Raw genomic sequence first — 19,059 nt, 5'->3', positions numbered from 1 at the left:
TCTTTCATCAAAATGTACGATTTTTCCATTCAAAGTATGATTTGTCGGCCTCATTTTTTACGATGATTTCAAGCAAAATTCACGCCTTTCCGGACAGAGAAATAAGCCGGAAAAAAGGGAGGAAAAACGCTACCGCATGAATTGGAGAAAACTACCGCTTGCGTAAGGGAAAACTACCGCTTGCGTAAGAGGAAACTACCGCTTGCGTTTCAAGAAGCATAAAAAGGAGCGTGACGCTGCTTTGGGCAACATCATACTCCTTTATTTATCAAGAACTTAGAGTCTGTCCGGATTAATAAAGCCCCAAAAGGTGCAGAATAGTCGGCGAGAGCAAAGCGGTAAGAATGCCGTTCAGCGTGAGGCCCAAACTGGCATAGGCTCCGTATTTTCCGCTCACTTCCATCGCCCGTGAAGTACCGACGGCGTGGCTTGCCGTACCCATTGACAGCCCTTGCGCGATTGGGCTGCCTACGCGCCCTACCTGAAGCACCTTAAATCCGCAAATGGCTCCAAACAGCCCTACCACGATAACCACGGCTGCCGTCAGAGAAGGGATTCCGCCCACGGCGTTCGACACTTCCATCGCTATCGGGGTGGTGACCGATTTCGGTGCCAACGACATGATTACTTCGGGCGATGCACCCATCAGTTTGGCTATCACCGTAACGGCTACCAGACCGACCACACATCCTGCCAACTGAGACACGACAATGGGCATCAGTTGTTTTTTTATCATCCGCAACTGTAAGTACAAAGGTACGCCCAGAGCTACCACGGCGGGCTTCAGCCAAAACTCTACCAGCGAACCGGCTTCGGAATATTTCTCGTAAGACACTCCCGTAAACTTCAGGAAACAAATCAGCAGGGCTATCGCTATCAAGATAGGATTGAGCAGCAATGAGCCTGTCTTCTTTTGCAACAACTTGGCTAAAAAGAAAAAGCCGAACGTTATTGCCAGCAGGAAAAACTTATTTTCTAAAAAATCCATACTTCCGAACCAATTGATGAACCCATCCTGTAACAATTAACACCAATACCGTACTGACCAGCGTAGCTATCACTATCGGCCAAAATTGCGCCTGAATGATATCGAAGTAAAGCATCAGAGCTACCCCCGAAGGAACAAAAAAGAAACCCAGATTGGCTACCAAGAAGTCGGTCAATCCCTGAACCCATTCGAGCTTTATCCAGCCCAACTGTAAGAAAAGTGTAAGAAGCAGCATCCCTATAATACTGGAAGGCAGCTTGATACCCGTCAGATAAACAATCAGTTCACCTAACGCCAAACATCCGAAAAGGATGGAACATTGACGTATCATAATACCTATTACTAAAATTATTGAAAAACGTGGCAAATTTACAGATTCAATCCAAACGCGATACCAATATGGGGCGCTTTTAACAAATCCTGCCTTTAAACATATAGTTTTTGCATACTTTAAACCAAAAAAAATCGGCTTTTGCAAACCTGATATTGCAAAAATGCCTACTTTTGCAAGAGGAAAAAAGGTCAAACATCCTAACATGCAATTTCAATTTTAATCATATAACCGATTATGGATTTAATTAGTCAAATCGTTGAACGCGCTAAAGCAGACAAACAGCGCATCGTGCTTCCGGAAGGAACGGAAGAACGTACTTTGAAAGCTGCCAATCAAATATTGACAGACGGTGTAGCAGATCTTATCTTGCTGGGTAACCCCGACGAGATTATGGCTCTGGCAAAAGAATGGGGCTTGGGAAACATCCATAAAGCTACAATCATAGACCCTGAAACAAATCCGAAAAAAGAAGAATACGCCCAACTGTTGTGCGAACTGCGCAAAAAGAAGGGCATGACCATTGAAGAAGCCCGTAAGTTGGTATTAAACCCGCTTTACTTAGGCTGCTTGATTATCAAATCCGGCGACGCCGACGGTCAGCTGGCCGGAGCGCGCAATACAACGGGAGACGTACTTCGTCCGGCATTGCAGATCATCAAAACAGCTCCGGGTATTACTTGCGTATCAGGCGCCATGCTGATGCTTACTCACGCTCCCGAATGTGGTGACAATGGTGTATTGGTAATGGGCGACGTAGCCGTGACACCGGTTCCGGATGCAAACCAATTGGCTCAGATTGCCGTTTGTACGGCACGCACCGCACAGGCTGTTGCAGGCCTCGACCCGCGTGTAGCCATGCTGAGCTTCTCAACCAAAGGTTCGGCTAAGCACGAAGTGGTAGACAAGGTGGTAGAAGCCCTGAACATTGCCAAAGAAATGGCTCCCGACTTGAAAATCGACGGTGAACTTCAAGCCGATGCAGCACTGGTTCCGAGAATCGGCGCAAGCAAAGCTCCGGGTTCGGAAATCGCCGGAAAAGCAAACGTGCTGATCGTTCCTTGTCTGGAAGTAGGAAACATTTCATATAAATTAGTAGAACGCTTGGGACACGCTACCGCTATCGGTCCGATTTTGCAAGGTATCGCTCGCCCGGTCAATGACTTGTCACGCGGATGCTGCATCGAAGACGTATATAAGATGATTGCCATTACTGCCAACCAAGCCATTGCAGCTAAAAAGAACAGTTAACGACCGAAACACGTAACGTAAATAAATTAAGAATAAAAACACCAATGAAAATATTAGTACTCAACTGCGGTAGTTCATCCATCAAATACAAATTATTTGATATGACTACTAAAGCAATCCTCGCACAAGGAGGACTTGAGAAGATTAACTTACCCGGCTCTTTCCTGAAGATTACATTGCCCAACGGCGAAAAGAAAATCATCGAAAGAGACATTGAAGAACATACGGCAGGGGTTCAATTCATCTTTGAAACCCTTACCCACCCCGAATATGGAGCAGTAAAATCGCTCGACGAAATCGGAGCGGTAGGTCATCGCGTGCTTCACGGAGGCACTAAGTTCAGTGGTTCGGTACTGACTACCGACGCTGTCATTGCTGCCGTTGAAGAGTGTTGCGACCTCGGCCCGCTTCACAATCCGGCAAACCTGAAAGGTATCTATGCCGTACAGAAGCTGTTGCCTAACGTTCCCCAAATCGCAGTGTTCGATACGGCATTCCACCAGACTATGCCCGAAAAGGCATACCTGTATGCCATTCCGTATGAATATTACGAAAAATACGGCATCCGCCGTTACGGTTTCCACGGAACGTCTCACCGCTACGTGTCAAAACGTGTATGCGAGTTCCTGAATATCCCGGCTGAAGGTTCGAGAATCATTACCTGCCACATCGGTAACGGAGGTTCTATCGCTGCCATCAAAGACGGCAAGTGTGTAGACACGACAATGGGACTTACCCCGCTGGAAGGTTTGATGATGGGTACGCGCAGCGGCGACATCGACGGCGGCGCCATCTTATATCTGATGAAAAAAGAAGGACTGACACCGGACGAAATGTCGAACATACTGAACAAGAAAAGCGGTGTGCTGGGTATCTTCCACCGCTCAAGCGACATGCGTGAACTGGAAGCAGCCGCAGCCAAAGGAGAAGCAGAAGCTAAACGTGCAGAAGCAATGTACTTCTATCGCATTACCAAATACATCGGAGCTTACGCGGCTGCGATGGGAGGTGTAGACGTTATCTTGTTTACTGGCGGTGTAGGCGAAAATCAGGCTACGGCTCGCTGGGCTGCTTGCGAACCGCTGGAATTCCTCGGTGTGAAAATCGACCCGGAACGCAACAAGGTACGCGGCGAAGAAGCTATCATCTCTACCGACGACTCTAAAGTCAAAGTAGTGGTAATCCCTACGGATGAAGAACTGATGATTGCTACCGACACGATGGAAATCTTAAAGAACCAGAAATAAATTTCTGAAATAAAACTTTGCAACGCAGGGTTTCGCTAATTCGCACAGAGGGTATCCACAATCTGAGTGAACGGGCGAAGGCCTGCGTTTTTTTAATGAATCTCATTTTATGAAAAAGAAAATCGTAACTTTCGGAGAAATCATGCTCCGCTTCACTACGCCCAACAATTTGCGTATCCAGCAGAGCCATGAAATGTTGGTCAATTACGGAGGAAGCGAAGCCAATGTAGCTATTTCGGCTGCCAACTTCGGAGCGGATGTAGAATACATTACGCGCCTGCCCGATAATGCGCTGGGAGAAACCTGTCTTGCCGAACTCCGTTCGCATAACATCGGAACGGGGCATATCCTTACCGGCGGACGGAGACTGGGCACGTATTATATGGAAAAAGCTGCCGCCATGCGTAACTCAAGTGTGATTTACGACCGCGAAGGCTCTGCCTTTTCCGAACTGAAACCGGGGATGATAAACTGGAGGGAAATATTTAAAGATGCTTCCATCTTCCACTGGTCGGGCATCGATGCCGCCCTCACACCGGGACTTGCCGAGGTATGCAAAGAGGCAACCACCATTGCCAAAGAAATGGGGCTGACCGTTTCGTATGACATCAACTACCGGAAAAATCTGTGGAATTACGGAAAGACGGCGCAAGAAGTATTGCGTCCGCTGATGACCGCCAGCGACATTATCTTCGGCAGCGAAAGCGAATACGCCATGCTGATGGATATCCCTGCACCGGGATTCAAGGCTACCCGCGACGGGGAAGAATACGACATAGAGGCGTACGAAAAGTTCTGTCAGGCCATCAGCCGGCAAATACCCGACTGCAAGTACATTTATATCGCGCTGCGTAACGTCATGAGTTCGGAACATCATACGTTTGCCGGCATACTTTATTCTAACGGAACGATGAAGCATACGCGCGTGTTCGACATCGACAATGTGATTGACTGCGTAGGTGTAGGCGATGCTTTCTGTGGAGCCATGCTCTATGCGCAAACGGCTTTCAGCGACGAACAGAAGCGTGTTAATTTTTCAACGGCAGCATCGGTACTGAAAAATACCATTGCCGGAGATTATAACATGGTGAAAGCTGCCGAAGTTGAGGCACTGCTTGCAAAACACGAGAGTGGAGAGGTAGAACGGTAAGCATTCATTATAAAAAGCTGAACAACAACTTATTATTCTCCATCCCAAGTCATTGGAACGGCTCAAATCATGTAGGGAATACACCACCGGTCAGTCCTGAAAAACGCAACCGTTAGTGTTACCCATCTCTTGCGGATAAACCATCCGGTTCTACCCATAGAACTTACCCGTTCTATGGGTAGTGTTTTTCTCCCCCTTACCAAGCCTAAGATAAGAGCTTTTTTCTCATAAAAAGAACGGCCGCCTCTCATTGCTGAAAAGCGACCGTTTCCCTTTTGTTTATTTCGTTATTATTCCTCTACAGGTTGGAAATCTTCTTTGCCTACACCGCAAACCGGACAAACCCAATCTTCAGGAATATCTTCAAAAGCTGTTCCCGGAGCAATGCCGCCTTCAGGATCGCCCACTTCAGGGTCGTAAACCCAATCACATACTGTGCAAATGTACTTTTTCATAAGTCCTTGTTCTATTAAAGTTAGTATTCGTTATCATTGATATCAAAGTAAAAACAAATATAAACAAAATTTGTTCACCATCTTACCCGTATAACATTTTTTATCGCATATATACCCCGAACATCACTTTCCTACGCTTCCCGATTCTTCTAATAAGGCTTTCAGTTCGGCCACGCCTTCCGATGCTCCTTTACGGATAACATGCACCTTTCGCATCGAATTAACGGCAACCTCTTTCGGGTCAATCAGGTAGACAGGAACGCCTTGAGGGACGTAGTTAAGCAGTCCCGCCGCCGGATATACGTTGAGCGACGTACCGATAATTACGAAGATGTCTGCCTGTTCCACACAGTCGATGGCTGTTTCTATCATCGGAACCGCCTCGCCGAACCACACGATGAACGGACGGAGCTGCGAACCGTCGGCTGCCTTGTCGCCCATCTTGACTTCATACTCTTCGGGGCGGAGGGTACGGATACATTTCGGGTCGTTGGGATGCCGGCTCGACGTCACCTTTGTCAACTCACCGTGCAGGTGAATGACGTTCGAACTGCCTGCCCGCTCGTGCAGGTTATCCACGTTTTGCGTGATAATCGTCACATCATAGTCTTTCTCCATCTCGGCAAGCAACTCATGTCCTCGGTTTGGTTTCACATCAAGCAACTGCTTGCGCCGCTCGTTATAAAAATTAATTACCAGTTCAGGATTGGCAGCATAACCTTCGGGTGTAGCCACCTGCTCTACCGGATAACGTTCCCACAGCCCGCCTGCATCGCGAAAAGTACTGATTCCGCTTTCGGCACTCATACCTGCTCCCGTCAAAACTACTAATTTCTTCATGATAAACCTCCGTGAAATATTCTACTTTATCGCAAAAATAAGAAATTTTATAAGTCAAAGTACCTCTGTTTCACAGAAAAAAGATACCTTTGCCTCCCGTTAAACATATACTTAATAATTTAAATCTATTTATGGACAAGTTCAGTTACGCCATCGGCTTGGGCATCGGCCAAAACTTGTGGAGCATGGGCGCCCGCAACATTGATGTAAACGACTTTGCACAGGCTATCAAAGACGTGTTGGAAGGAAACCAAACCGCTATTACGCACACCGAAGCACGCGAAATCGTCAACAAATATTTTACCGAATTAGAAGAAAAGATGAATGCCGAAAACATAGCCAAAGGCAAGGCATTCCTTGAAGAAAACAAAAAGAACCCGAACATCGTAACCCTGCCAAGCGGATTACAGTACGAAGTAATCAAAGAAGGAAACGGCAAGAAACCGAAAGCTACCGACCGCGTACGCTGCCACTACGAAGGCACACTCATCGACGGAACGTTGTTCGACAGCTCCATCAAGCGCGGCGAACCTGCCGTTTTCGGTGTGAATCAGGTAATCAAAGGATGGGTAGAGGCACTGCAACTGATGTCGGAAGGTGCGAAATGGAAACTTTACATCCCGTCGGAACTGGCTTACGGCGCACAGGGAGCCGGCGAAATGATTCCGCCTCACAGCACACTGATTTTCGAAGTAGAACTTATCGAAGTGCTCTAAATCGGCAATTTATAGAAATAAAAATCAAAACTAAAATAACAAGCAAATGAAAAAAACTACTTTACTGATGATGTTTGCAGCCGCAACGGGCTTGGCATCATGCAATCACGCTCCGCAGGCTAACCTGAAGAGCGATGTAGATACGCTTTCTTATATGGTGGGCGTAGCCAATAATCAGGGATTGATGGAATTTGTTTTGAATCAGGGTGGTGTTGACTCGGCTCACGTTGCCAACTTCATCAAGGGTTTGGAACAAGGACTGAAAGAAATGGAACCGAAAGAAAAGGCTTACTTGCTGGGCTTGCAACTCGGACAGCAGGTTAGCGGACAGATGTATGAAATGAATAACCGCCGCATGTTCGGTAACGACACTACCGTTTCGCTGAGCAAAGAAAACTACTTGGCCGGATTCATTGCTACCGCAAAGAAAGAAGGCACGGTTTCTATCGACTCGGCTAACGTTTACATCCGCAAGCACCAAGCTGACATCCGCGAAAAGGCTATCGAAAAAGAATATGCCGAATACAAGAAAGAAAACGAAGAGTTCTTGGCTCAAAACAAAGGCAAGGAAGGCGTACAAACTACCGAAAGCGGATTGCAATACAAAGTTATCACCAAAGGTACAGGAGAAATGCCTGCCGATACATCAAACGTAAAAGTAATGTATAAGGGTACTTTGATTGACGGTACGGAATTCGACAAGTCAGAAAAACCGATTACATTGAACTTGCAACGTGTCATCAAAGGATGGACTGAAGCACTGAGCATGATGCCGGTAGGTTCGAAATGGGAACTTTACATCCCGCAGGAACTGGCTTACGGCTCACAGCAGCAGCGTAACATCAAACCGTTCTCTACGTTAATATTTGAAGTTGAATTGGTTGAAATCGAAAAATAATACTTTTGTTATCATACTTCATAACGAAAAGGATGCTTAGCTATGTGCAGGCATCCTTTTTTTATTGGCGGTGTGTCTTACTGCACTACCTTCTACAGAAAGCAATTTTACTGCATGAATGAGATTTACGATACATTTACTCAAACTCCAACACAAAGGTGGTATTCCATCCGTTTGTTCCGGGGCGGAGCAGGCTGATAGTCCCGCCGGAGAGCTTCATTATCTGGCGGGAAAGCGACAGACCGATGCCGCTTCCCTCTTTCTTGGTAGTGAAGAAGGGGACAAAGATTTCTTCGGCTTCATCGTCGGGGATTACCGGACCGTCATTGCTTACGTAGACAAAGATGTGTTCGTCTGCCGTTGTGTAGGCACGGATGTGAATGCGACCTTTTGCCGTCCCTATAGCTTGGACGGCATTTTTTATCAGGTTAATCAGCAGTTGGCGAATCAGATTCGGGTCGGCGTAAATCATCAAGTCTTCCGGCTCTATCTGCAAGGTCAGTGTTATATCGGGAGGCAAAAGATGCAGTTCGCTAACCTGACGTATCAGTTCCAACAGGTAAAACGGTTCGGGGGCAGGCTTTTGGAGAGAGGAAAACTTGCGGTAGCTGTCTACAAAGTTAATCAGTCCGGCAGAGGTTTCATGGATGGCTCGGACGCCCTCATACAACGGAGTTCCCACCACGTCGCTGCGCTGCAGAAAGGTTTCGCTGAGTGAAGATATAGGGGCGATGGAATTCATGATTTCGTGGGTCAGTACGCGCGTCAGTTTTATCCATGAATCCAACTCTTTGGCATCGAGTTCGTTGCGGATATCGTTCAGGGTGAGAATCTTTACCGTATGCTCTCCTACCTGCATGACGGAGGCTCGCACCAGCAGGTGGACTTCGCCTTTCGTGGTAGTGTATTGCAGGTTACACCGCTCGCCAGCCGCCAACGAACGGATGGTTTCGGGAAAATCTTCGCCGTAACGTTCTAATTGTTGGAGCGTTCCTAAGAAAGGCAGTCCCAACAAGCGGGCGGCAGCAGGATTGGTCTGTACGATTTTCATGTTTTCGTCCATCACGATAACCCCTGAAGTCACACTCGAAAGTATTTGTTCGTAAAAGCGTTCGCGCTGTTCCATGAACTGTTTCTGTTCGCCCATCAGTGAGCCGAACTGGTTCAGGGTATCTTGCAACACACGTTCGCCTCCCGCCAATCCGTAAACCGGCAGGCGGAACGTATAGTCGCGGTTACGGATTGCCTCTAACATGAGATGGCTTTTTTCGCGAAGCTGATTCTGAATCTTAAAAAACACATAGGCTGCCAGCACACACAGTATGCCCCCCGTTACGATAAACCAAACATCTACGCGGCTGACTCCTAACGTAAGCAATACGGTTCCGGCAATAAGTAATGCCACACGGATAAACGTCGATGATATCCACCTAAATGCCATAACGCTTCATTTTATTGTACAGTGTCTGGCGGGTAACGCCCAACTGTGCCGCAGCTTGCGAGAGGTTTCCGTTGCATTGGTCGATGGCTTTTTTCACCAGACTGCATTCCATTTCGTCGAGCGTTTGTATCGGCATATCGTCCGACGGGTGATGCGTATCGTCTGCCGGCTGATGTTGTGCAGCCGAGAATTGCAGGCAGTCTGCTTTCAGTTCATTGCCTTCGGAAAGAATAACCGCTTTTTCTATCGTGTGTTGCAGTTCGCGGATGTTTCCGTACCACGGATGGTCAAGCAGCTTACGCAGTGCTTCCGGCTCGAATCCTTCCAACGCCCTACCGTATTGCGTATTATATTGTGCGAGGAAACGTTTTGCCAAAGGTACGATGTCCTCCCTCCGTTCGCGCAGCGAGGGGATGTGCAGGTGGATGGTGTTGATGCGGTAAAGCAAGTCTTCGCGAAATTCTCCTTTCCGTACCATTTCTTCCAAGTCGCGGTTCGTGGCACAAATCAGACGGATGTCGGTAGGCTGGGGCGTGTTGCTGCCCACTTTTATGAAGCTGCGTTTCTGGATGGCGGTAAGCAACTTGGCTTGAAGATGATAAGGCAGGTTGGCTATTTCGTCGAGAAACAATGTTCCGCCGTCGGCTGCCTCAAAACGTCCTACACGGTCGGCGTGAGCATCGGTAAACGAGCCTTTCACGTGTCCGAACAGTTCGCTCTCAAACAATGATTCGGTAATGGCTCCCATGTCTACCGTAACCAGTGGTTTCGTGTGCCGGCTTGACAGGCGGTGGATTTCGCGCGCCAGCATGTCTTTTCCCGTACCGTTCTCGCCGGTTATCAGAATGTTCGCATCGGTCGAGCTGACCTTTTCCACTAACATCCGCAGCGGGCGAATTGCCTGAGAGTTTCCCCAGTACATTGAGCCTCCTGCCTGTTCCGACGGAGCTGCCGCCTGCCGTTTTCCTTTCGTCTTACCGTAGGCTTCCTGCAACGTGCGTACCAGTTTGGCGTTGTCCCACGGTTTCACCACGAAATCGGAAGCTCCCTCTTTGATTCCCGTCACAGCGAGGTCGATGTCGGCATACGCTGTAAAGAGCACCACTTGTGTTTGCGGGCGCAAGCGTTTGATTTCGCGCAGCCAGTACAATCCTTCGTTTCCGCTGTTGATACCCGATGAAAAGTTCATATCAAGCAATACCACGTCGATACTCTCCTGCCTGAAAAGCGAAGGGATGGTTACGGGAGAACCAAGCGTAATGATGCGGTCGAAATATTCGCTCAACAGGTATTGGAGCGAAGTCAAAATATTCTGGTTATCGTCTACCACAAGTAGCGTTCCTTGTTTTGCCATGAGCTTTATCCATTACTGTTACAGCGCAAAGTTAGATAAAAAAAGAAAAGGAGACACCGCGGCAAGTGACAAATATTTAGACACCGGGTGTCTAATTTTTTGACACTTCCCATCGTCTGCTTCTACTCACTCTTATTGATTAACAAGCACTTACATTTATGGCACGGTATTTGATTTCATTTTTACGGATAAAAACAAGAAAACGAATGAAAAGATACAGAAAAATAACAGTTCTCTTATTCCTTGCCGTGGGTTGCGGACTGGCTGCCACGGCGCAAGAGGCGTGGGATGTAGACCGCTGTATGAGTTACGCCGTGAAACACAACCGCACGGTGAAACAGCGCCGATTAGAAGCCGACAATTACCGGCTTGACCGCCTCAAGGCTATCGGCAGTTTTTTACCGGGCATCAGTGCGAGCGCAGGCGTGCAGTATAACTTCGGTCGGTCGGTCGATCCGGAAACCAATATATATAATAATGTGTCGACTTTCAACAACAGTTACGCTGCCGAAGCCTCAATGACGCTCTTCCGGGGCGGAAGTTTAGTAAACGAAGTGCGCCGCTCGAAAGCTGCCTTGCTGTTGGGAAAGGCTGCCTTGCAGGAAGCGCAAGACAACACTGCTCTTGAAACCTTTCAGGCTTACATTGACGCACTTTATTACTACGGAACCATCCGCTTGGCGGAAAAGAAACTGGCAGAGAGTGATTCTTTACTTTACAAAACGCGCCGACAGGAAGAATTAGGGCTGAAAGGACGTGCCGACGTTGCACAAATGGAAGCTCAGCAGGCTACCGACGCATACAACCTGACGCATCAGCGGAATCTTTACGAAACGGCAATGCTCACCCTGAAACAGAAAATGAATTACCCTGCCGGAGATTCTTTGTTGCTCAATACGGATATACTCGATATACAGACTTTCGAGTCGATTCGGCTGACAGACGAACATCCGCAAGACGTGCTTCGCATTGCTCTCAGTGTGAACCCCACGCTACGCCAGTCGGAAATGAACAAACAGGTGGCGCGCATGAACCGTAAAATAGCATGGGCGAACGTCTTGCCTACCATTTCATTCTACGGAGGCATATCCAGTTCGTACTACAAGGAGCTGCATAACCATGATTATCCGGATTTCAAGACACAGCTTGATAACAACTTGGGAGAGTATTTCGGAGTTACGATGAGCATCCCCATTTTCAACCGCATGAGTGGTTCGATAAGTCTCCGTCAGGCGCGTAACAATTACCGGATTGCCTGCGAACAGTACGAAGCGCAGAAAGAGGAGCTTCAGAAGTTAGTGCAACAGGCAGTGCAAGACCGCGAGGGGTATTTGCGCGAAAGCATCCAGATGGAAAAGAAAGCGGCTTCAGACTCGCTTGCCTATCACGTAACGCGCCGCAAGTATGAAGAGGGACTGATGACTTCGCTCGACGTGCAGAACAACGCGGCTACATGGCTGGAGAGCGAAACGCTGCTGCTGCAAAGCCGGCTGACGTACGTAATGAAATGTAGGTTGGTAGACTATTATAAAGGAGAAAACATCATTAAAGTAAAAACGGAAAACTGATAAAGGATATGGATATACAATTAGAAAAGAAAAAAGGGATTCAAAAGCGTCACTTGCCTTACCTCATCGGCGGAGCTGCATTGCTTCTGTTAGTGGTTTGGATTATCTTTGGCAATCATGCCTCGACGCTGAAAGTCGACGGGCGTTCGCTGAACATTGCCGAAGTGACTTACGGAGAGTTTAACGACTACATCCGCGTAAACGGGCAGGTACAGCCTATTTCCATCGTACAGCTCAGCCCGGAGGAAGGGGGCATCGTACGCGAGAAGGTGGTAGAGGAAGGCGCACATGTAAAGCAGGGCGACGTGATTCTCCGCCTCAGCAACTCGAACCTCGACCTCCAGATTCTGAATGCTGAATCGGAGCTTGCCGAGAAGCAGAACCTGCTGCGTAATACGCAGGTTACCATGCAGCAAGACAAGCTGACAAACGAAACCGAAAAGGTTCAATTAGATGTGGAGACGCTCCGCAAGCAGCGCACGTTCCACCAGTACGAACGTCTGTATAAGGAACGCCTCATCAGCCGCGAAGAATATCTTCAGGCGAAAGAGGATTACGAGGTTTCACTGAAAAAACACGGACTGATAACCGAACGCCTGAAACAGGACTCGATTTACCGCAACATCCAGATGGAACAGATGGAAGATAACTTGCAGAACATGCGCAAGAATGTGTTGCTGATTCGCGAACGCAAAGACAAGTTGGAGGTGCGTGCCCCGATTGACGGCGAACTGGGCTTGCTTGATGCCGAACTGGGACAAAACATTACTGCCGGACAGATGGTGGGTCAGATTAACGACCTCTCCGACTTCAAGATAGAGGCGATGATAGACGAGCATTACATCGACCGGGTGACAAACGGACTGCCTGCCACGTTCGAGCGGCAGGGATCGCAGTTCAGCCTGAAGGTACGCAAGGTTTATCCGGAAGTGCGTGAGGGACGTTTCCGCACCGACCTCGTGTTCGAAGGTACACGCCCGGAGAACATCCGCAGCGGACAAACGTATTACATCGACCTCCAGTTGGGCGAGCCTACCCAAAGCGTTCTGATACCGAAGGGCACTTTCTTCCAAGTAACGGGCGGAAACTGGATATTCGTGGTAGATAAAAACGGGGAAAAAGCCTATCGCCGCAAAATCCGCATCGGACGGCAGAACCCGCAGTTCTACGAGGTGACCGAAGGGTTAGAGAAAGGAGAACGGGTTATCATCTCCGGCTACGAAAGCTATAAAGACAACGAAGTTTTGATACTGAAATAAGAGCCTCAAAATTCTATTCGAAAGACAGACCGGTCTTACGAATAGAAATAGGGAACTCTACCGCATGAAATTAAAAAACAAGCCGTAGCGTTTTTCAAGACATACGGCATCCGATCGGACTGATTCAAGAAAAGTATATAAATATTTAATTATAAAACATTTACGCATTATGAAAAAGATTATTTTAACACTGATAGGGATAGTAGGAATGGGATGTTTCACTTCTTGTATGGCAAGTAAGAAAACCGTGGTAGAAGAACGGGACGTAGAGAGTTTTTCTTCTATCGAAATGGACGGCGTGGCGGGCGTTTACTTCACGCAAGACAGCAAATGCTCGGTACGCATAGAGGGTGAAGAAACGGATGTCAGAAATACGGTAGTAACGGTGAAAGACGGAAAGCTCTACATCGAAACCGATTCAAAGAAGAAACGTAACCAGAAGGGGACGAAAATCTATCTTACCGCGCCCGACCTTGATGAGTTGTCGTTCGACGGGGTTGGCTCGTTCCGGTGTGAAAAGACCTTGAAGGTGGACGACATCCGTATCGACGTAGACGGTGTGGGTTCGGTAGAAATGGAAGACCTGAAGTGTGAAACGCTCCGCCTGTCGGTAGACGGTGTGGGTAAAACCGACGTACACGTTACTTGCCGCGACCTCCGTGCCGACTTAGACGGGGTGGGCAAAGTGGTGTTGAGTGGCTCTGCCGACCATGCCCGCATCAGCAAAGACGGTGTAGGCGTATGTAACACCAACAATCTGAAAATAGGGAAATAAGTGAACCAATAAACGCAAGCAATGAAAACTCTCATCCGTAACTTTTCGCATACGTTCCGGCGTTTCTTTACCGCCAGCGTATTGAACATCGTGGGACTGGCGATTGCTTTTGCCTCGTTCTTCGTTATCATGACGCAGGTGGATTACGATTACAATTTCAACAAGGGGTATAAGGATTATGAAAAGATATTCCGTGTGGAAGTCAATCCAAACGGTAACAACGACTGGCAAATATGGTTGGCACGCCCGTTGTGCGAGCTAATCGCAGCCAGTTCGCCCGGCATAGAAAGCATGTCCGTACTCCAAACATGGCAGAGTTCTTATGACATAACAGTCAATCAGCACCTGTTCAACGAAACCATGCGTGCGGGTTTCGGCAATTTCCTGAACACCTTCCAGCCCACAATGGTTGCGGGTTCAGCCGACGCGCTTAACAAGCCTAACCAAGTGCTTATCCCGCGGTCAATGGCAATGCGGCTCTTTGGAACTGTGGATGTGATAGGCAAAGGATTCGATGATACTTCGCTAACCGTAGGCGGTGTGTACGAAGACTTCCCTAAAAACAGCGAATTAGGCAACCCTATTTTCAAGTCCATTTACCCTGCGGATGAGAACAAAGATGATTGGCGAAACTGGAACTATACGTGTTACATTCGGATAACCCATCCGAAAGAAGTGGATGCCATCAACCAACAAGTTATTAATAAACTGAAAGAGTTCTTCCCGGAGTTGAAAGAAGAAACCAATACAGAACCCTTTCTTCACTTTACCCCGCTTACCGATGTGCATTTCTCTACCATCGGCAATAAGAGTGCAAGCAGCCGCACTACGGTTTACCTGCTGATATGCGTATCGTTCCTTATCGTAATCATTGCTACGATAAACTTCATGAATTTCTCATTGGCGGAAACGCCGATGCGCATCAGAAGCATCAATACACAGAAAGTATTGGGGGCTACTACCCGCTCGCTTCGCGGAAGCCTCATCGCAGAATCGGCATTAATCAGCTTTATCGCTTTCTTGCTCTCCCTTGTGCTGTTGCTGGCTCTTCGGGATTCGGGAATGCAGGATTTGGTCGCCTCCGATCTGAGTTTCGGCAGTCACCCCTACCTGCTAACCGCTACTTTCGTGCTGAGTTTGGCGATGGGACTGCTCGCGGGGCTTTATCCGTCATGGTATGTTACCTCGTTCCCACCTGCTTTGGTACTGAAAGGGTCGTTCGGTTTAACCCCTAAGGGACGCAAGTTGCGCACGGGACTGGTCTGCATTCAGTTCTTTGTTTCGTTTGCCCTTATTATTGCCATCGGCATCATGTACACCCAAAGCCGATACATCCGTACCACCGATTACGGTTACGATAAGGATGCCATCGTAGTGGGCAACATGACAGACGAAACCCGAAGTCAGACAGACGCGGTGATAGCAGAGGTCAGCCGGATATCGGGCGTAGAGGGAGCTTCGGTATCGCAATTCGTTCTGAGTTCTGCCGACAGCTACATGAATTGGGGACGGGGCGCAGATGACAAACATCTCCTATTCGATGTACTGCCCGTAGACTACCGCTACCTCAAGCTGATGGGAATCCGCATCACCGAAGGGCGAGACTTTAAGCCCGGCGACGGTGACGTGTACATATTCAACGAAGCAGCGCGTGCTAAATATCAATGGCTTGCCGTAGACCAGCCTGCTACCACGAACGACTATCCCGTGATAGGCTTCTGCGAGAATGTGAAATACACTTCGTTCCGCAACGATAACAATGCCCAGCCCATGGCGTTCTTTATCTACGGGAAAGACCATCAGGGCTGGGGAGGAAAGAACTTCATTAACGTTCGTGTCTCTGCCGGTACAGACAAGGTAGAAGTAGTCCGTGCATTGCAGAAAGCGATGGAAAAGTTCTCTCCGGGTCACGACTTCAATTTCCGCTTCATCGACCAAGTGCTCGATGAGGCTTACCGTAACGAATTGCGTTTTACCAAACAAATCCTGCTCTTCTCACTGCTTGCCATCGTTATCAGCATCATTGGCGTGTTCGGGCTTACCATGTTCGAGAGCGAATACCGCCGCAAGGAGATAGGCATCCGTAAGATATTCGGCAGCACTACGGGCGAAATACTGGGCATGTTCAACCGCCGGTACTTGTACATATTAATAGGATGCTTCATCTTCGCCGCACCCTTCGGATGGTGGATCGGAGCACATTGGTTAGAAGGTTTTGCCGAAAAGACTCCCATACGCGCTTGGATATTCCTTGTCTCGTTCCTGCTCGTTTCGCTTATTACCATGCTAACCGTAACTGTACAGAGCTGGAGAAACGCCAACGAGAATCCGGCTAACTCGATTAAAACGGAATGATGTATGAAAGCACTCAAAACTTACTTTACATTCTTGGAGCGCAACAAGCTCTTTACGTTCGTCAACGTGGCAGGCTTGGGTATCTCGCTCATGTTCGTGTTGCTTATCGCCAACATGGTAACCCGCCAGCTTACCGTAGACCGCGACACGCGCAATGCCGACCGCACGTATTTGTTTTGCTCCGAACAAAATTTCGGTGCGCATTACGTGTTGGGCGAACGCCTCGCGAGCCGCTATCCGGAAATAGAGGAATGGACTGTGGCTACGAATGCTGCCGGTGTGGGTGGCGAATACATCGACGTTGAGGGTAAGAAGTTTGATGTGAAGGTATTACTGGCACGCAAGAACTTCTTCGAGTTCTTCGGCTTCCGGCTTCGGGAGGGAGACCCTGCCCATGTGCTACAGGACAATTACAGCGTAGTCATCTCGGAGTCAGCGGCTAAGCGTATCTTCGGCAACGAGGAAGCGGTGGGGAAAAGCATCAAAGTGAACTTCACCGACAAGCATACCTATACGGTAACGGGAGTAATGGAAGACATCGGCAATTCCATATTCCCTTCGGAAACAGAGCTGGTATTTCCTTTCGAGGCAATGGAATACATCAACTGGGCTGCCGCTATCGAGAATACGGTGATGCAGAACTTTGGCGGGGCGAATGTGTTCATCCGCGTGCCGCAAGGGATAGACCCGAACGACAAGAACGCTGACATGCTGGAGTGGCTCAAGACATTTGCATGGCCTTATCACAACGGTTCGTTTGAGAAAGCCTTTTGGGTTCCGATGCACGAGGTGTATTTTTCAGAAATAGAATGCGCTAACATGAACCAGTACAGCCGCAAGCTGATGACAGTGTTTACCGTAACGGGGATACTGATTTTGCTGATGGCTGTGTTCAACTATATAAGTATGAGCGTGGCTCAAACCAGCTATCGTGCCAAAGAGATGGCTACACGCCGCCTGTTAGGTTCGTCATCGAAGGATATCTTCTGGCGCATGATGGCAGAATCGCTTATCATGACTTTCATTGCGTTTGCCCTTGCTTTCCTGCTGGCTAAGGCGGTAGAGCCTTTCGCCATGGAGCTACTGAAAACCAAAATTGACGTAGCGGGCGACTTTACCATACCGGTTGCGGCGGTCTACGTGGCGGGCATTCTGCTGCTTTCTGCCGTATCGGGTTTCGTTCCTGCCACGATTCTGTCACACTACAACCCGATGGATGTGGTAAAGGGTACGTTCCGGCGCAAGACCAAAGCGGTTTATCTGCGTACGCTCTACGTGGTACAGTGCGGACTGACAGTGGCTCTGCTTGCCTGTTCATTCTTTCTCGGCGTACAGATTTACCGCCTGCTTCACGAGCCGTTAGGATATACTTACGGCAATGTGCTTTGTTATCCTAACATGAGCGAGACGAATAATCTATACCGCTTCCGCGACGAGGTTCGCAAGTTACCGTTCGTAAAAAATGTATCGTTGACGCGCGGTATGCCCGTCGATGGCGGAAACGGACACTCCACTACCTATAACCTGAAGGGGCGTATCGTTCCGGTAGACTTCCGCTTGCTGCAAACCGACTCGGCTTTCCTCGATATTTTCCACATCCCGTTGGAACGAGATTATCACCTGACTTACAGCGACCGGAATTACTACCTGAACCACGAAGCGTTCCGGCAGATGGGATTGGACGACGATGCGGTTTCGTTTAAGATTGAAGGCGAGGACGCATCGAGAACAATAGCCGGACGCTTCCCTGATTTCCGCATGTATTCGGCATTAGACCCCATACGCCCCGTACTGATGCAGATTATCCCGTCGGACAGCATCGGGTATCCGTGGGACATCTTGGTAGAAACAACCGACGGCGATTTGCCTGCCTACAAGCATCAGTTGGACGCACTCTACTCGGAAATAATAGAAGGAGTCCCGTTCGAATCACATTGGTATGATTACTGGATAGCGGATGCCTATGCCGACATTATCCGCATGAACAAGGTTATAGGCATATTCACGCTTGCTGCCCTGCTTATCTCCCTGTTGGGACTGACGGCTATGAGCCTTTACTTCATTGCCCAGCGCAAACGCGACATGGCGATACGCAAGGTGTTCGGTTCGGATAACCGGCATGAACTGCTGCGTCTGTTGGCATTTGCAGGTCAGTCGCTTGCCGCCAGCTTGCTCATCGCCGTCCCGATAATCGGGATAGGATTCCGTTACATCCAGCGCATCGTGGGTTACGACAAGTCGTTTCCGTGGTGGACGGCATGTGTGGCTTTCATCGCCGTAGCCGCCATCTCACTGCTGTCGATAGGACTTATCAGCCGAAGCGCCACGCGAGAAAATCCGATTAACAATATTAAGACGGAATAGCGGATTCCGAATCCTAAAGATACGCTTAAAAATCTACCACATGAAATAAAGGAAAATAAACGTAACT

16 protein-coding genes are annotated in these 19,059 nt (G+C 48.5%); 10 read left to right on the top strand and 6 right to left on the bottom strand.

The window, feature by feature from the left end; all coding sequences use genetic code 11:
* Nucleotides 1–292 precede the first annotated feature (292 nt).
* Both M3085_RS00465 and M3085_RS00460 read right to left on the bottom strand, forming a co-directional pair.
* Nucleotides 293–988, bottom strand: coding sequence for an LrgB family protein (locus tag M3085_RS00465; protein WP_178255782.1), 696 nt, complete (start codon nt 986–988; stop codon nt 293–295).
* Nucleotides 969–1,319, bottom strand: coding sequence for a CidA/LrgA family protein (locus M3085_RS00460; protein WP_178255781.1), 351 nt, complete (start codon nt 1,317–1,319; stop codon nt 969–971). The genes M3085_RS00465 and M3085_RS00460 overlap by 20 nt, the downstream gene beginning before the upstream one ends.
* A gap of 237 nt (nt 1,320–1,556) precedes the next feature.
* On the opposite strand from M3085_RS00460, the gene pta reads away from it, so the two are divergent.
* The 3 genes from pta to M3085_RS00445 all read left to right on the top strand — a co-directional run bounded on the left by pta (nt 1,557) and on the right by M3085_RS00445 (nt 4,967).
* Nucleotides 1,557–2,570, top strand: a complete 1,014-nt coding sequence (gene pta / locus M3085_RS00455) for a phosphate acetyltransferase (protein ID WP_178255780.1) — start codon at nt 1,557–1,559, stop codon at nt 2,568–2,570.
* A gap of 44 nt (nt 2,571–2,614) precedes the next feature.
* Entirely contained in the window at nt 2,615–3,817 is a 1,203-nt protein-coding gene (locus tag M3085_RS00450; protein WP_249052033.1) for an acetate kinase, read from the top strand.
* Between the two features lie 109 nt (nt 3,818–3,926).
* Nucleotides 3,927–4,967, top strand: a complete 1,041-nt coding sequence (locus M3085_RS00445; RefSeq protein ID WP_204499630.1) for a sugar kinase — start codon at nt 3,927–3,929, stop codon at nt 4,965–4,967.
* Nucleotides 4,968–5,257: 290 nt separating this feature from the next.
* On the opposite strand, the gene rd is transcribed toward M3085_RS00445, so the two are convergent.
* Both rd and M3085_RS00435 read right to left on the bottom strand, forming a co-directional pair.
* On the bottom strand, nt 5,258–5,422 hold the full coding sequence (gene rd, locus M3085_RS00440; RefSeq protein ID WP_007570351.1) for a rubredoxin: 165 nt from the start codon (nt 5,420–5,422) through the stop codon (nt 5,258–5,260).
* A gap of 123 nt (nt 5,423–5,545) precedes the next feature.
* Entirely contained in the window at nt 5,546–6,262 is a 717-nt protein-coding gene (locus tag M3085_RS00435; RefSeq protein ID WP_178255777.1) for an SIR2 family NAD-dependent protein deacylase, read from the bottom strand.
* Between the two features lie 131 nt (nt 6,263–6,393).
* Here M3085_RS00435 and M3085_RS00430 point away from each other — a divergent pair, with 131 nt between their 5' ends.
* Together M3085_RS00430 and M3085_RS00425 are read left to right on the top strand one after the other, a co-directional pair.
* The gene (locus M3085_RS00430; RefSeq protein ID WP_191710586.1) at nt 6,394–6,978 is read left to right on the top strand and encodes an FKBP-type peptidyl-prolyl cis-trans isomerase; all 585 of its coding nucleotides are present in this window, start codon (nt 6,394–6,396) and stop codon (nt 6,976–6,978) included.
* Nucleotides 6,979–7,024: 46 nt separating this feature from the next.
* Nucleotides 7,025–7,876, top strand: coding sequence for an FKBP-type peptidyl-prolyl cis-trans isomerase (locus tag M3085_RS00425; RefSeq protein WP_249052032.1), 852 nt, complete (start codon nt 7,025–7,027; stop codon nt 7,874–7,876).
* 136 nt (nt 7,877–8,012) lie between these two features.
* Here the strand turns inward: M3085_RS00425 and M3085_RS00420 are convergent, their stop codons facing one another.
* On the bottom strand, nt 8,013–9,317 hold the full coding sequence (locus tag M3085_RS00420; RefSeq protein ID WP_191710585.1) for a sensor histidine kinase: 1,305 nt from the start codon (nt 9,315–9,317) through the stop codon (nt 8,013–8,015).
* Nucleotides 9,307–10,671, bottom strand: a complete 1,365-nt coding sequence (locus M3085_RS00415) for a sigma-54-dependent transcriptional regulator (protein ID WP_249052031.1) — start codon at nt 10,669–10,671, stop codon at nt 9,307–9,309. Before M3085_RS00415 ends, M3085_RS00420 begins: the two co-directional genes overlap by 11 nt.
* A 206-nt stretch (nt 10,672–10,877) precedes the next feature.
* On the opposite strand from M3085_RS00415, the gene M3085_RS00410 reads away from it, so the two are divergent.
* From M3085_RS00410 to M3085_RS00390, 5 genes are all read left to right on the top strand, one after another.
* A complete protein-coding gene (locus M3085_RS00410) occupies nt 10,878–12,239 on the top strand; it encodes a TolC family protein (protein WP_249052030.1) in 1,362 nt (453 codons plus the stop codon).
* An 8-nt stretch (nt 12,240–12,247) separates the two neighbouring features.
* Nucleotides 12,248–13,498 (top strand): efflux RND transporter periplasmic adaptor subunit, encoded by a 1,251-nt coding sequence (locus tag M3085_RS00405; RefSeq protein WP_204499626.1) that lies wholly within the window; start codon nt 12,248–12,250, stop codon nt 13,496–13,498.
* A gap of 169 nt (nt 13,499–13,667) precedes the next feature.
* Entirely contained in the window at nt 13,668–14,273 is a 606-nt protein-coding gene (locus tag M3085_RS00400; RefSeq protein WP_178257114.1) for a GIN domain-containing protein, read from the top strand.
* A 21-nt stretch (nt 14,274–14,294) separates the two neighbouring features.
* Nucleotides 14,295–16,628: an FtsX-like permease family protein gene (locus M3085_RS00395; RefSeq protein ID WP_249052029.1), complete on the top strand. Its 2,334-nt coding sequence runs from the start codon at nt 14,295–14,297 to the stop codon at nt 16,626–16,628.
* A 3-nt stretch (nt 16,629–16,631) separates the two neighbouring features.
* Nucleotides 16,632–18,992 carry an ABC transporter permease gene (locus tag M3085_RS00390; RefSeq protein WP_249052028.1) on the top strand — a complete coding sequence of 787 codons (2,361 nt, stop codon included), beginning with the start codon at nt 16,632–16,634 and terminating at the stop codon, nt 18,990–18,992.
* The last annotated feature ends 67 nt before the right edge of the window (nt 18,993–19,059 follow it).

This window comes from Bacteroides caecicola (genome assembly GCF_023337095.1).
GTDB classification, from domain to species: domain Bacteria; phylum Bacteroidota; class Bacteroidia; order Bacteroidales; family Bacteroidaceae; genus Phocaeicola; species Phocaeicola gallinarum.
This window is presented reverse-complemented; position numbering and strand designations above follow the sequence as displayed.